General features: G+C 52.5%; 14 protein-coding genes (1 of these 14 cut by a window edge). 1 reads left to right on the plus strand and 13 read right to left on the minus strand.

Annotated elements, in window-relative coordinates:
• Positions 1–54: 54 nt before the first annotated feature.
• The 5 genes from cysE to R70723_RS28605 all read right to left on the minus strand — a co-directional run bounded on the left by cysE (position 55) and on the right by R70723_RS28605 (position 5,125).
• Positions 55–747: a serine O-acetyltransferase gene (cysE, locus tag R70723_RS28585; protein ID WP_039877423.1), complete on the minus strand. Its 693-nt coding sequence runs from the start codon at positions 745–747 to the stop codon at positions 55–57.
• A 494-nt stretch (positions 748–1,241) separates the two neighbouring features.
• The gene (gene gltX / locus R70723_RS28590; RefSeq protein ID WP_039877424.1) at positions 1,242–2,705 is read right to left on the minus strand and encodes a glutamate--tRNA ligase; all 1,464 of its coding nucleotides are present in this window, start codon (positions 2,703–2,705) and stop codon (positions 1,242–1,244) included.
• A 51-nt stretch (positions 2,706–2,756) separates the two neighbouring features.
• Positions 2,757–3,245, minus strand: coding sequence for a 2-C-methyl-D-erythritol 2,4-cyclodiphosphate synthase (gene ispF, locus R70723_RS28595; protein WP_039877425.1), 489 nt, complete (start codon positions 3,243–3,245; stop codon positions 2,757–2,759).
• A 3-nt stretch (positions 3,246–3,248) separates the two neighbouring features.
• Positions 3,249–3,941: a 2-C-methyl-D-erythritol 4-phosphate cytidylyltransferase gene (gene ispD, locus R70723_RS28600; protein WP_039877426.1), complete on the minus strand. Its 693-nt coding sequence runs from the start codon at positions 3,939–3,941 to the stop codon at positions 3,249–3,251.
• Positions 3,942–4,036: 95 nt separating this feature from the next.
• Entirely contained in the window at positions 4,037–5,125 is a 1,089-nt protein-coding gene (locus tag R70723_RS28605; RefSeq protein ID WP_039877427.1) for a PIN/TRAM domain-containing protein, read from the minus strand.
• A 210-nt stretch (positions 5,126–5,335) separates the two neighbouring features.
• Here R70723_RS28605 and R70723_RS28610 point away from each other — a divergent pair, with 210 nt between their 5' ends.
• Entirely contained in the window at positions 5,336–5,731 is a 396-nt protein-coding gene (locus tag R70723_RS28610) for a nucleoside triphosphate pyrophosphohydrolase family protein (protein WP_039877428.1), read from the plus strand.
• Positions 5,732–5,836: 105 nt separating this feature from the next.
• Here the strand turns inward: R70723_RS28610 and pssA are convergent, their stop codons facing one another.
• The 8 genes from pssA to R70723_RS28650 form a co-directional block, all read right to left on the minus strand.
• Positions 5,837–6,574, minus strand: a complete 738-nt coding sequence (gene pssA, locus R70723_RS28615) for a CDP-diacylglycerol--serine O-phosphatidyltransferase (protein WP_039877429.1) — start codon at positions 6,572–6,574, stop codon at positions 5,837–5,839.
• Positions 6,575–6,638: 64 nt separating this feature from the next.
• A complete protein-coding gene (disA, locus tag R70723_RS28620; RefSeq protein ID WP_039877430.1) occupies positions 6,639–7,709 on the minus strand; it encodes a DNA integrity scanning diadenylate cyclase DisA in 1,071 nt (356 codons plus the stop codon).
• Between the two features lie 15 nt (positions 7,710–7,724).
• Positions 7,725–9,092 (minus strand): DNA repair protein RadA, encoded by a 1,368-nt coding sequence (radA, locus tag R70723_RS28625; RefSeq protein WP_039877431.1) that lies wholly within the window; start codon positions 9,090–9,092, stop codon positions 7,725–7,727.
• A gap of 227 nt (positions 9,093–9,319) precedes the next feature.
• Positions 9,320–11,791: an ATP-dependent protease ATP-binding subunit ClpC gene (gene clpC, locus R70723_RS28630; protein WP_039877432.1), complete on the minus strand. Its 2,472-nt coding sequence runs from the start codon at positions 11,789–11,791 to the stop codon at positions 9,320–9,322.
• Positions 11,792–11,827: 36 nt separating this feature from the next.
• The gene (locus R70723_RS28635) at positions 11,828–12,892 is read right to left on the minus strand and encodes a protein-arginine kinase McsB (RefSeq protein ID WP_039877433.1); all 1,065 of its coding nucleotides are present in this window, start codon (positions 12,890–12,892) and stop codon (positions 11,828–11,830) included.
• A 28-nt stretch (positions 12,893–12,920) separates the two neighbouring features.
• On the minus strand, positions 12,921–13,445 hold the full coding sequence (locus tag R70723_RS28640) for a protein-arginine kinase activator protein McsA (protein WP_039877434.1): 525 nt from the start codon (positions 13,443–13,445) through the stop codon (positions 12,921–12,923).
• Between the two features lie 25 nt (positions 13,446–13,470).
• Positions 13,471–13,932, minus strand: a complete 462-nt coding sequence (locus tag R70723_RS28645) for a CtsR family transcriptional regulator (RefSeq protein WP_039877435.1) — start codon at positions 13,930–13,932, stop codon at positions 13,471–13,473.
• Between the two features lie 378 nt (positions 13,933–14,310).
• Positions 14,311–14,935: the 3' portion of a GNAT family N-acetyltransferase gene (locus R70723_RS28650; RefSeq protein ID WP_039877436.1), read on the minus strand. 548 nt of this gene lie beyond the right edge of the window; only the last 625 of its 1,173 coding nucleotides appear in the window; its start codon lies off the right edge, out of view — the gene reads right to left on this strand; the stop codon is at positions 14,311–14,313.

Consider the following 14,935-nt stretch of genomic DNA (forward strand, 5'->3'; position numbering starts at 1 on the left):
TTCTGTTCCCAATCCTTTCTGTTGTCCCCGGTTTCGTTCGAACGCCGGCAATCTTTAAATTTCATAATCTCCGATATACTGCTGGCTTTCCAGCCTCCGCTGCTCCGCCTTCTGTTTATCCTCATTACCCATCTGCTCGCGGAGCTCCTCAATTTCCTTCTGCAGAAACCGCAGGGAATCAATGAGCGGATCGGGCATTTTGGTATGATCCAGCCGGTCGGATACCCGTTCCCCGTTACGCTTGACTACCCGTCCCGGATTGCCGACCACTGTACTGTTGTTGGGTACCTCCCGCAGTACGACCGCGTTAGAGCCTATATTGGAATTATCACCGATCCGGAACGATCCCAGTACTTTTGCCCCGGAACCGATAACGACATTGTTGCCGACCGTCGGATGGCGTTTGCCTTTTTCCTTACCTGTTCCGCCAAGAGTCACCCCTTGATAGATGATAACATCATCACCGATCTCACAGGTTTCACCGATGACAATGCCCATCCCGTGGTCTATAAACAGCCTGCTGCCGATCCGGGCCCCGGGATGAATCTCCACACCGGTCATAAATCTGCTGATCTGCGAAACAATCCGGGCCAGTGTAAAGCACCGGCGTGTGTAAAAGGAGTGGGCTATTCTGTGAGCCCATATCGCGTGAAGTCCGGCATAGGTAAAAACAACCTCGAATTTGCTCCGCGCCGCGGGATCGTTGTCGAATACTGCCCGGATATCCGACTTTATATGCTTAAACATCACGTTTCCCCTCTTCTTGGCTCCGCCGCCTCCTGTTTACAGGTACGCCAGGCGAAGGTAGTATCCAACCAGCTTACTAATACACCAGCTGCAAGTGCACTGCATTCCCCTTATATTCCGACAAAAAACGCCTCTGCAGCTCATAGCTGCAGAGGCGTCTAACCGCGGTTCCACTCTGCTCGGATTGTGCATCACCGTCTGCGCCCATTCCGGCCTGCGTCTGATGCTATCCCTCTTGCGTTAATAACGGCAACGTACCCGGCACAGCCTAACGCTCCTCTGATGGAACCGCTCAGCCGCACAGCTCACAGGCGCATATTCTGCGGTTGACAAGTGAATAACTCCCAGCCACAAAGGAAATCTGCCCTTCGCGGTTATTCTCTCTGGTAATTGTCCTTACACGCATACTTTTCCTGATCACAGCTATTACAATATGTCTCTATCTTAGCGAAAAGAACCTGTACTGACAAGGGTTATACGCTGCTGTCTGCAGCCTAGGCCCCTTTAATTTGCGATTTCAGGCGCTCAATCACCCGGTTGCGTCCCAGCAGGGCGATGGTTACATTAAGATCGCGGCCATGCGTCTGGCCGGTCAGGGCGACACGGATCGGCATAAACAGCCCTTTGCCCTTATGTCCGGTTTCTTTCTGCACTTCCTTGATCAGCACAGCCATATTTGCAGCTGTGAACTCATCCGTGCTCTCTACCTTCGCCAGGAATGCGGACAGCACCTCCGGCACCTGCGGTTCGGCAAGCACCTGGGCTGCTTCGTTCTCAAGCTCCAGATGACTGCGGAAGAACAGCTCGGACAACGCTACAATATCCGATGCAGCCGTCATCTGCTCCTGGTACAGCGCTACAAGGCTTTCGGCCCATGCCTGCTGCTCTTCATTCAGCTCTGCAGGCAGCCTGCCTGCCTTCTGAAGATGCGGAATGGCAAGACGTGCAATCCGCTGCGGATCAGCATGCTTGATATAGTGGTTGTTGAGATGCGCCAGCTTGTTCTTGTCGAATACAGCCGGGCTCTTCGACAGACGGTCAGCTGTGAAGATAGAGATCAGCTGTTCCTGGCTGAAGATTTCCTCTTCCCCTTCCGGCGACCAGCCGAGCAGGGAGATATAATTGAACAGCGCCTCTGGCAGGTAGCCCAGCTGGTCATACTGCTCGATAAACTGAATAATCGATTCGTTACGCTTGCTCAGCTTCTTGTGGTCATCGCCGACAATCAGCGTCATATGGCCGAACAGCGGAGCTTCCCAGCCCAGTGCCTCGTAAATCATCAGCTGGCGCGGTGTGTTGGAGATATGGTCTTCCCCGCGCAGAACATGAGAGATTTCCATCAGATGGTCGTCAATTGCAACCGCAAAGTTATAGGTCGGAATTCCGTCCTTCTTCACGATGACAAAGTCACCCATTTCCTTGGTATTAAAGGAGATGCTGCCCTTAACAATATCGTTAAAGGTATAGGTACGGTCTTCCGGCACCAGGAAGCGGATACTGGCTACACGTCCCTCCGCCTCAAAGGCAAGGCGCTGCTCTTCCGTCAGATTGCGGTGCTTTCCGGAATAGCGCGGGGTTTCGCCGCGTGCAGTCTGTTCTTCGCGTTCTGCTTCCAGCTCCTCTTCCGTACAGTAGCAGCGGTAAGCAAGCCCCCGGTCAATCAGATCCTGCCAGTATATGCGGTACAGATCAAGACGTTCCGTCTGGCGGTAAGGGCCGTATTTCCCGCCCACATCCACGCTTTCATCCCAGTTAATCCCCAGCCATTTCAAATATTTCAGCTGGCTTTCTTCGCCGCCGGCAACATTGCGCTTTACGTCCGTATCTTCGATCCGGATAATGAATTTTCCGCCCAGATTACGGGCAAACAGGTAGTTGAACAATGCCGTTCTGGCATTTCCGATATGTAAATGTCCCGTAGGGCTCGGTGCATAACGCACCCGGACTTGATCCGCCACTGTAAATCCCTCCGCTTCATAATGGTTAAAATTAGGCCATGAACAGCCATCTCAAGATGATATCACATCTTGGAGCAGGCATACAATAGATTGTGCCGCAATTCCCTCGCCGCGTCCGGCAAAGCCGAGCTGCTCCGTCGTCGTTGCTTTTACATTAACCCTGGAAACCTCAGCTCCCAGCGCTTTGGCGATAATCTCAGTCATTTGCGGGATATAAGGAGCCATCTTCGGCTTCTGCGCAATAATAGTAGAATCAATATTCCCAAGCTTGTAGCCGCGTTCGCGGGCAAGCGCCCACACATGCTCCAGCAGCTTCAGGCTGTCCGCATCCTTAAAGGCCGGATCAGTATCGGGGAAATGCCGTCCGATATCGCCTAGCCCCAGTGCCCCCAGAATGGCATCGCTGACTGCATGCAGCAATACATCCGCATCGGAGTGGCCCAGCAGCCCCTTTTCATAAGGAATGGTTACGCCGCCAATTATGCACGGTCTTCCCTCTACCAGCTGGTGTACATCAAAACCCTGTCCTACCGCTATCATCTTTTAACCCTCTCCCCTGATTCTTTGTGTAAACTCGGCGAAATCCAGATCCTCCGGTGTCGTCAGCTTGATATTGCTGTAGCTTCCCTCCACCACTGAGACTGTAATACCGCTGCGTTCTGCGAGGCTGGAATCATCAGTGCCCAGAAATCCGTCCCGCTCCGCTGCCTCATAGGAAGCCATCAGCTCAGACAGACGAAAAGTCTGCGGGGTCTGAATCGCCCACAGACTTCGCCGGTCAGGTGTAGACACCACTTGGCCTGCACCGTTCACCTGCTTAATTGTATCCTTAACCGGTACAGCCAGTACTGATGCCCCGGTCTGAACAGCCTTCCTGTGACAGGCACTGATCTCTGCTGCCTGCACAAACGGGCGGACGCCGTCATGAACCATCACCCAGTCTGTCTCCAGCGTCTGCAACCCCTTGTACACAGAATGCTGGCGCTCCGCTCCTCCGGCAATTACAGCCTTCACTTTATCAAGCCTGTAGGCCTGTACCCACTCCCGGCAGCGGGCAATATCCGCTTCGCCGGTGACCAGCACAATCTCGGAGATAAGCTCATGCTGCTGGAATACCTCTAGCGTATGAACGATAACCGGTTTATCCTGCAGCAGCAGATACTGCTTGCTCTCTGCGGTCCCCATTCTTGTCCCTTTGCCTGCCGCTACAATTACGGCGCCTACACTGTTTGACATGTTCTTAGGCTCCTGTCTTTCACGTATATCCCCATCATAACGTGTTTAGCGGGCATTTCCAACCCGTAAGACATATTATAGCCTGCGCCAAGCGCTTACTGCGCTTTTTCCAGCAGCTTTGGCTTAGCAAAAATCATTCTGCCCGCAGAGGTCTGAAGCACACTCGTCACCAGTACCTCCATCGTTGTACCAATATATTCGCGCCCGCCTTCAACGACAATCATGGTGCCGTCGTCCAGATAAGCTACCCCCTGGCCATGCTCCTTGCCGTCCTTGATCACCTGCACGATAATTTCCTCACCAGGCAGCACAACCGGTTTGACCGCATTGGCCAGATCATTGATATTAAGTACTGAAACACCCTGCAGCTCACAAACCTTATTCAGGTTAAAATCATTCGTGACCACCTTGCCGCGCAGCACCTTCGCCAGCTTGACCAGCTTGCTGTCCACCTCGGAGATTTCCTCGAAATCCCCCTCATAGATAAGCACCTTCACATCCAGCTCTTTCTGGATTTTGTTGAGGATATCAAGCCCGCGCCGCCCGCGGTTACGCTTCAGCAGGTCAGAAGAATCGGCAATATGCTGCAGTTCCTCAAGCACGAATTCCGGAATGACAATCGTCCCTTCAATAAAGCCTGTCTTGCAGATGTCCGCGATCCGGCCGTCAATGATGACGCTGGTATCCAGAATCTTATGCTCCTCTAGACCGCGCCCTTCCGGCTCATCCGGCTGTCCCCAGCGTCCGGTTGCCCAGAGCGAGCCCAGCTCGTCTTTTTTCTCCAAACCGATCCGCAGGCCCATATAACCAAGCGTCAGTGTAGCCGCCACCTGCAGCAGATCCCCCGCTTTGCCAAGCCAGTCCATCGCCGGATGCAGCAGCAAAGACAGCAGAAGCCCTCCGGTAAGACCAGCGGCGCCTGCAGCCATTTCACTCATCGGTATACGCGAACAGTACATTACCGCCTCACGCAGCTTTGAACCTCCCCAGTCCGCGCATAAAGTCCCCGCAATCAAAAAAATAATGGCACCCAGCACCGTAAACAACATGCTTCCTTCCACAGGCAGACCCGCTGCCAGTCTATCCATGCCCTGCGGGAATCCTCTTTCTGCCGTATGGTATAGCGAATAACCGGACCAGGCTCCAAGCAGCCCGGCAAGCGTTAAAACAATCTTTTTCCACATAACCCTACGCACCTCCTTTTATTCATCCTGAAATGATCTATACCTCACCAGTATGTTCCAATTTCCGGGACGGTAATCGCAGGTACGCTTATTTTATGCAGAAAAAAGTTACTCTTAATGTCAAGGCTGTCAGGAACTCTTATTCCCGTTGAAAACAAGGGGGTACTGGCATATAATGAACTCAATCTAGAACCCAGGGGTGAATGGAAAATGAGCGCACCAAGTTTACAGGCCTTTCAGGATCAAGTCTCCGAACTGCTGCTCCGTCACCGTAGTCTGCTGGATGTCATGTCCAAGAACGGCCAGAGCAGCGCTTCCGTCAACCGTGCTGTCGTCAAAGCCATAACGGAATGCGGTTGTATTCAGCTGCATGCCACCAAGCAGGTATTCGAACCGGCGCTTGGGCTTGAGCAAGCCAAGGAGCTGGCCGGCACTCATCTGGAAGGTGAGCTGTGCGAGAACTGCCGTGAGGTGGTAGCCTCTGAGCTGGGGCGCGAGCTGTTCTATATGTCTGCCCTCTGCAATCTGCTTAACATCAATATGGACGAGGTGGTCGCTAAGGAATCACAGAAATGCGCCACACTTGGACTGTTTAATCTATCCTGACTTTCCGTTTCTGTTTCCGGCGTAACAGCAGCAAAGGCTTTGCCGTTTCACTGGGATCAGTGAGGGCAAAGCCTTTTTGGGCATAGCTATAGGGTAATATTCCGGTTAGCCGTTCTTGGATTGATACACTTTGTCTTCCGAACGTCTTCTGCGGCGGTGGCGGCGGCGTGCCGTCAGCCGGGCAATATTATGCTTGAAGCCATAGAGCGCATATAGTGCCAGCAGTGCAAAGATCATTTTGGCAATCTGCTCCGGGAAAATCACAGCCACGGCTACTGCCACAATAATGACTACTGGTGCGATCAGCACAGCTTTTTTGGGCAGGCCGACTTTCTTGAAGTTTGGATATTTAACAGTGCTGACCATGAGATAGGATAAGAGCAAGGTAGCAACAATCATGAATGGAGCGGAGACATCTTTATGAAAAAGTGCCAGCGTGGCCAACACGCCACCTGCTGCAGGAATCGGCAATCCGATAAAATATCCGGGAATTCCCGGACGGACATTAAAGCGAGCCAGACGCAGTGCCCCGAATACCGGGAAGATTGCGGTGACCGTCCAGCCCAGTGCGGAGTTTAAATCCTGCAGGCTGGTGATATACATAATCAGTGCCGGTGCTACCCCGAAGGAGACAACATCGGATAAAGAATCAAGCTCCTTGCCAAATTCACTTTCACATTTGAGCGCACGAGCAACCCGGCCATCCAGTCCGTCTAAAAGCATAGCAATAATCACCATGATAGCGGCCATGCTGAGCCTGCCGTCTAACGCCATCATGATACCAAACATTCCAAGCATCAGGTTACCAATGGTAAAAAGACTCGGAATTGATTTTTGTATCATTTCTTCACCTCTGTTTGCTTACTTTGAACCTTACGGTTTGCAATATTACGTGATTGTATGTTATTTACATTTGCCTGTCAATAAGAACTTGCTTCTGCAGACGTTTCAATCCGTCCTGAATGTTACGTGCCCGCACCTCGCCGATTCCGTCCACTTCATCCAGCTCCGCGATGCTTGCCGTCATTAAATTAGGCAGCATTTCGAACCGTTCCACCAGGTTATGGATGATGACATTCGGCAGACGCGGAATTTTGTTCAGCAGGCGGTAGCCGCGCGGTGTGACAGCTTCCTCCGAGGCGATTGCCGTCGAAGAATAGCCCAGAAGACGGGCAATATGATTGTCATCCATCAGCTCATCATCACTGCTGCGCTTAAGCCCGGCAATGATTTCACGGATTTTGTCCTCCTGCTCTTCTCTTGCATAGTCTCTGTACAGGAGCCATGCTTCTTCCTCTGTATTTCCCACCAGTTCTTCCATCTGCATGCTGATCAGGCGGCCTTCATTCCCCAGCTCATTAATGTAGCGCTTGATTTCCATCTTGATCCGCAGCACCATCTCTACCCGCTGGATAACACCAACAACCTCAGCAACAGTCACAAGCCCTTCATATTCGGATGCTGAAAGGTTGGTCAGGCCTTGGGTCAGCACCGCTTTGTATTTCTCAAGCGTCTGGATCGCCTGATTAGCCTTGGCCAGAATGGCTCCGATTTCCTTGAGCGCATACCGGATAGATCCCTGATAAAGCGTAATGATATTCCGCCGCTGGGAGATGGATACAACCAGCTTGCCGGTCTGCTTGGCAACACGCTCCGCAGTACGGTGACGGATTCCCGTTTCGATTGAAGAGATGGACGGATCGGGAATCAGCTGGGTGTTGGCGTACAGAATCCGCTTGAGATCCTCGCTGAGAATAATCGCGCCATCCATCTTGGCCAGCTCATACAGGTAATTGGGCGAGAAATCACAGTTGATGGAAAAGCCGCCGTCTACAACCTCCATCACTTCAGGACTGTATCCGACCACGATGAGTGCACCCGTCTTGGCCCGGAGCACATTCTCCAATCCTTCCCGGAAGGGCGTTCCCGGCGCTGCCATCCTCAGCAGATCGTTCATATTTTCTAATTGTTCTTTCATGTTCCTATTAGCCCCCTAATCTAACGCGACCTTTAGTGCATCTGCCACGGTGCTGACGCCAATGATCTGGATATCCTGCGGATGCTTCCAGCCTTTCATGCTCTTCTCAGGCATTATTACCCTCCGGAAGCCCAGCTTAGCCGCCTCCTTGACACGCGTTTCGGCGCGTGAGACACCTCTGACCTCGCCGGTGAGCCCGACCTCACCAAAGAAGACATCGTAGGGCTTGGTGGATATATCACGGAAGCTCGAGGCAATGCTGACTGCCACCGCCAAATCGATAGCCGGCTCATCCAGCTTTACGCCCCCGGCCACATTGAGGTAGGCATCCTGATTCTGCAGAAACATGCCCATCCGCTTCTCAAGAACTGCAATGATAAGCGCCATGCGCTGATGATCCATCCCGGTGCACATCCGCCGCGGCGAAGGGAAATGGGTCGCGGCAACCAGCGCCTGAAGCTCGACGAGCACCGGTCTGGTTCCCTCCATACTGGCTACAACGGCAGAGCCGGCGACACCCAGCGGACGCTCCGACAGGAACAGCTCCGAGGGATTCTCCACCTCCGTAAGCCCGATCTCGCCCATCTCAAAAATACCGATCTCATTTGTGGAGCCAAAGCGGTTCTTCACCGCGCGAAGCAGCCGGTAGGTATGGTGACGCTCCCCCTCAAAATACAATACACAGTCCACCATATGCTCAAGCATTCTAGGGCCGGCAATAGCGCCTTCCTTGGTAACATGGCCTACCAGCACTGTTGCAATTCCGCGGATCTTGGCGATACGCATAAACCGTGTCGTACACTCCCGGACCTGCGTTACACTTCCGGGTGCACTCGTTACCTCCGGCATAAATACGGTCTGGATGGAGTCAATAACGAGGAACTGCGGCTGAATCTGCTCGATCGCCTCTTCGATGCTCTCCATGTTGGTCTCACACAGCACATACAGCTCTGCTGACAACGCCCCGAGGCGGTCAGCCCGCAGCTTGGTCTGGCGTACTGATTCTTCTCCCGAAATATAGAGAACACGGAGACCCTGGGTGGTCAGCGCGTGGGAGGTCTGCAGCAGAAGGGTTGATTTACCGATACCGGGATCGCCCCCGACAAGCACCAGAGAGCCTGGCACGATGCCTCCGCCAAGCACCCGGTTAAGTTCGCCGATGCCTGTCAGGATGCGCGGTTCTTTGTCACTTTCTATATTTATGATCGATTGCGCCTTTTCTTTACTCTGAAAAATAGGTGCATTCATTCCTTGGGTTTTGACTACGCTTTCCGTTTCCTCCACCATGGTGTTCCATGCCTGGCAGCCCGGGCATTTGCCGAACCATTTCGGCGATTCGTAGCCGCAGTCGGTACAGAAAAATTTTGTTTTTGCTTTTGCCATGTGGTCTCCTTACGGTTGGGGTTACTTAAATTGCGGATAAATTACGCTTACTCAAAGTTTACCATTTCTGTCCTCTGAACGGAAGGTTCCTGAGGCGTTAGTTTTTGCCTGCTTCTATAAGCTGCCTGAATGAGCTGCGCTTTAATCATCCCGGCAAGAATATCCAGTAAATCAAAAAAAGCCCCGCTCCTCTATACGGAGGAGCGGCAGCTTTGTTTCAGCGGTACTTATTTATTGTCTGCTTCGGCTTCTTTCTCCAGCGCGGCTGCAGGTGCATCCACAGTGGTTACCACAAGCTCACCATTCACTTCATCGATCTTAAGTGAATCGCCTTTCTTAATGTTGCCTTTCAGCAGCTCTTCGGAGAGGCGGTCCTCAATATGCTTCTGAATCGCACGGCGCAGCGGACGGGCACCAAACGCCGGATCATATCCCTCTTTGGCGAGGAAGGCTTTACCGCCATCCGTAAGCTCGAAGTCCACATCGTATTCACGCAGCCGCTTGCGCAGCTCGTCGGACATGAGTGTAACAATTTCGGCGATATGCTTCTCTTCCAGCGAGTGGAAGACAATGATTTCGTCGATACGGTTCAGGAACTCAGGACGGAAGCTCTTCTTCAGCTCTTCCATTACTTTGCCCTTCATGTTGCTGTAATCCGCTCCGGCATCCTGTACAGCAGTGAAGCCGAGCGTTGAATTTCTCTTGATTGCCTGTGCCCCTACGTTAGAGGTGAGGATAATCAGCGTATTGCGGAAATCGACTACACGGCCCTTGGAATCGGTCAGCCGGCCGTCCTCCAGCACCTGCAGCAGAATGTTAAATACTTCAGGGTGAGCCTTCTCGATTTCATCCAGCAGTACTACGGAATATGGCTTACGGCGTACCTTCTCGGTCAGCTGCCCGCCTTCTTCATAGCCTACATACCCCGGAGGCGCCCCTACTAGGCGGGACGTGGAGTGTTTCTCCATGTATTCCGACATGTCGATACGGATTACCGCATTCTCATCGCCGAACATCGCTTCGGCAAGTGCACGGGCCAGCTCGGTTTTACCTACCCCGGTTGGTCCAAGGAAAATGAAGGAGCCCATTGGACGTTTAGGATCCTTAAGACCCGCACGTGCCCGGCGCAGCGCCCGGCTGACAGCCTTCACAGCTTCATCCTGGCCGATTACACGTTCATGCAGCAGAGCCTCCATGTTGAGCAGACGGTCCGTCTCCTCTTCCTTCAGCTTGCTGACCGGAATACCGGTCCAGCTGGCTACAACCTGTGCGATATCCTCAGGTGTAACCTGGGAATCGGTACGGCCCTGCTTCTCTTTCCACTGGTTCTTGGTTGTGTCGAGCTCTTCACGGATCTTCTGCTCAGTATCACGCAGCGCAGCCGCCTTTTCAAACTCCTGGCTCTGTACAGCCGAATCCTTTTCCTTGCGGATATCGTCCAGACGCATTTCCAGTTCCTTGAGATTTGGCGGAATCGTGTAAGAGTTAAGCCTTACCTTGGAGCCCGCTTCATCGATCAGGTCAATCGCTTTGTCCGGCAGGAACCGGTCCGGAATGTAGCGGTCGGACAGCTTCACAGCCTCCACAATCGCTTCATCGGTGATCTTCACCCGGTGATGGGCTTCGTAACGGTCACGCAGTCCGTAGAGGATCTGAACAGCTTCCTCAGGGGAAGGCTGATCCACCGTGATCGGCTGGAAGCGGCGCTCCAGGGCTGCGTCCTTTTCAATATATTTGCGGTATTCGTCCAGGGTCGTTGCTCCAATGCACTGCAGCTCTCCGCGGGCCAGAGCCGGCTTAAGGATATTGGAGGCGTCAATCGCGCCTTCCGCACCGCCTGCTCCGATCAGGGTATGCAGCTCATCGATGAAGAGCACAATGTTGCCGGCCTGACGAATTTCGTCCATGATTTTTTTGAGGCGGTCTTCAAACTCACCGCGGTATTTGGTTCCGGCTACAACCGAACCCATATCCAGCGTCATAACGCGTTTGTCACGCAGGGTTTCCGGAATTTCGTTGTTGATGATTTTCTGTGCGAGGCCTTCAGCGATTGCTGTTTTACCTACCCCCGGCTCACCAATCAGCACCGGGTTATTTTTGGTACGGCGGCTAAGCACCTGGATTACACGCTCGATCTCTTTGCTGCGGCCGATAACCGGATCAAGGTTTCCGTCCTTGGCATAAGCAGTCAGGTCACGTGCCAGACCATCCAGCGTCGGTGTGCTGACATTTGCCGGCGTTCCGCTGTGGCTTGAAGTAGCTTCACTACTGCCCAGAAGCTGCAGTACCTGCTGGCGTGCTTTGTTCAGGCTGATTCCAAGGTTGTTAAGTACACGGGCTGCGACACCCTCGCCCTCACGGATCAGTCCGAGCAGAATATGCTCTGTGCCGACGTAAGTATGGCCAAGCTTACGGGCTTCATCCATCGACAATTCAATAACTTTTTTGGCTCGTGGAGTATACGCGATGTTGGTAGGCTGTTCCTGTCCTCTGCCGATCAGCGTCTCCACTTCATCCTGGATTTTCTCCAAGCCCAGACCCAGTCCAATCAGTGCCTTGGCGGCAATGCCGTCTCCCTCACGAATCAGTCCGAGCAAAATATGTTCTGTACCAATGTTATTATGTCCCAGTCGTACAGCTTCTTCCTGCGCCAGCGCCAGCACTTTTTGTGCGCGTTCCGTAAATCTTCCAAACATCATATCTCCTGCACCTCCACGGATAATAAATATCTATAATTAATGTTGTGTTCCCAGTGTTTCCCTGAGCAGCTTTGCCCGGTACATATCGCGTTCAGTGGCCGACAGCTCGTCACCGAACATTTTTTGCAGGAACCCCGGCTGTGTCTTGACATTCAGCTCATTCAGTACGGAAATGGAGGGGCCTTCGAGAATACCGAGGTCTACTCCCAGCCGCAGATCGGAGAGCCGCTGCGCTGATTCCTTGAGCTCCATTACAGCTGCGTATGCCAGAATACCGTAGGACCGCTTGATCCGGTCGGTAATCCGTAGTGCTGAATCGGTGAGCAGCCGTTCACGGGCATTGCGTTCATGCTCGATAATCTGTGTAACTACACTGTGAAGATTCTCGATTATTTCACTTTCGGTCTGCCCTAGTGTAATCTGGTTGGAAATCTGAAAGATGTTCCCTACTGCTTCGCTGCCTTCACCGTAAATTCCTCTTACCGTAAGGCCAACCTGATTAACAGCGGATAAAATCCGGTTAATCTGGTGAGTCATCACCAGCGCCGGCAGATGCAGCATCACCGAAGCCCTGAGGCCGGTGCCAACATTGGTAGGACAGCTGGTCAGAAACCCCCTCCTGTCATCGAACGCGTAATTGACGGAGGCTTCAAAAATATCGTCAATCGCCGTTGCCCGCTCCCAGGCTTCCTTGACCTGCAGGCCGGGGAACAGACACTGGATGCGCAGGTGGTCCTCTTCATTAATCATAATGCTGACCGACTCATCCTCATTCAGGATAACCGCCCCCCCGCGGGAGTCATTTGCCAGATTGGGACTGATCAGATGCTTCTCCACCAGCACCTTTTTGTCCAGCTCATCAAGGTCATCCAGCCGCAGCAGCTCGAAGCTGCCAAAGCCTTCCGCTGCCTCCCCCTGAAACACGGGTGCCAGCTGCTCCAGCGCTTCTTCCGCCTGCTCGGCTGAAGCCAGAAGCGGGAACGGCAGATGCTCCAGATTGCGGGCGATACGCATACGGCTGCTGATCACAATTTCAGAGTGGCTGCCGCCGCAGCGCATCCAGTTGCTAAGCGCTTGTTCGGTAAACCGGAGACTTGACATGTCGTATCCCCCCTATATATGAAAGACTTTACTCTTGTGCCATTTCTTTTTCAAGCTTGCGGATTTTATCCCGCAGCTCCGCCGCAGTTTCAAACTCTTCCTGAACAATGCTTTCCTGCAGCTCCTGCTTCAATTCATTAATCTGACGCTTGCACATGATCTGCGCTCCGGCGCGTTTAGGAAGCTTGCCTACATGGGCCGTACTGCCGTGCACTCTTCTAAACAGCGGGTCCAGCGTACTGTCAAAGTATTTATAGCAGGAGCTGCAGCCGAAACGCCCGAGCTTGCTGAACTGGGAATAGGTCATGCCGCAGCTCTCACAGTGCAGACCCTGCACATTCTTGGTGGCTGCGGTCTTTTCCTTGCCTGCCCCTTCAAGGTCAAGCAGACCGGACAGCAGGCTGTGAATCGAGAAGCCACCAGCAGTACCGGGAATCAGCTCCCCTTTTTCACGGGCACAGCTTTCACAAATATGAAATTCCGTCTTCTCTCCACTCACAATCTTGGTGAAATGAAGAGTTGCCGGTTTGACGCCGCATTCCTGACACAGCATAGCGGAGTCCCTCCCTTGATGACCATTATTTGCCCAACAAAGAGATTAGCATCGCCTTCATAATCTTGGCACGAATCTCATCCCGGTACGGCAGATTAACCGTCAGGCATTCCCGGGAAACAGCGGCGCGCATAAGACACGCTTCACGTTTGCTTAGGAAACGGGCCTCCTCAAGCTGATAAATCAGCCCTTCGGCGGAATTCTGATCAATATCATTTCCTATTGTAGATTTGAGATGAGCGTACAGCGCCACATTCTGGGGCAGCTCATAACGCTGAATCCGGATATAGCCTCCGCCGCCGCGCTTACTCTCTACCACATAGCCCTTCTCCAAGGTAAAACGTGTACTGATGACATAATTAATCTGTGACGGCACGCATGAGAACTGGTCCGCCAGGTCATTGCGCTGGATTTCCACCGTACCTTCGGGACTTTCATGCAAAATATTCTTCAGATATTGTTCGATAATATCAGAGATATTACGCATCACTCATCCTCCAGTGCTTAAAGCGTAGTGTACGTCTTTGCTGTAAATCCGCCCGGAGCAACCTCTAAACAACTTAACCCAAGAGGGTATACACGAATCCAGGACTGGCCGCCGCAAAAGCTGCCGTACCGGATTCTCTGCTCCAGACATTATTTCAGCGTTACATATGCCAAAATAAAGCTTCAACATCTTTCGTTGACTTTGACTTTCTTTGACTTTTTTCATATTATAACATATTCTCACTAAATGCCAAGGGGTTACTCTTATTTTTCACTTAATACCGCCATTGTATTCGGCCTGTTCCCGGCACTCCGGGATTTTAATATGTAAAAAAAGAAGCTCTCCCTGCTGCGAAACAGCGGCAGAGCCTCCCCGTCATTAGAAAAAGTCAAACAAAGCGGTCTCAGCATGCGGTATAGCCTCTTCCAGCCACTTCAGGCCTTCCGGACTGCCTGTCAGGCTTCCGTATCTGGCTAACTCCTGCGGACGTTTATATCCCATCAGCAGCACGGTCAGTGCTCCGATGCTACAGTTTAGATCCGTCTGTCCCTCTGCAGCCTCTGAGCGGACCAGCGAAGCTGTTCCATCCGCATTCACAGTCAGCTCCCAGCTTCCGTCGTTCCATGGAGCATGCTCATCTTTAATGGACAACGTATATTTCCGGGCTTCCGGCTGTTTATTGAAAATAAAGGAATCAATGAAGGCCTGTGCATTAACAATCCGCGCCATAAAATATGGATAATTCTCCTGGGGAATCCGCGGGTCCGGCAGCAGAAACGGCAGGATATCATCCGACGGCACCAGCTTCAGCAAAGCTCCGGTGACCATTGAATCGTGGTTGGCAAGGAACGTCCAGAGCCCGCGGCGCGCTTTTTCATTCAGATAGACGAATTCATCAATAACGAGCTCCCTGTTCATCATCTTATACAGTACATAACCCTCCGGTTCGCCTGCTTCTGAGATAAACAAGCCGTGATGCATATCCTGATCCAGGACACTCTCC

The sequence above is a fragment of the Paenibacillus sp. FSL R7-0273 genome (genome assembly GCF_000758625.1).
Classification (GTDB): domain Bacteria; phylum Bacillota; class Bacilli; order Paenibacillales; family Paenibacillaceae; genus Paenibacillus_AQ.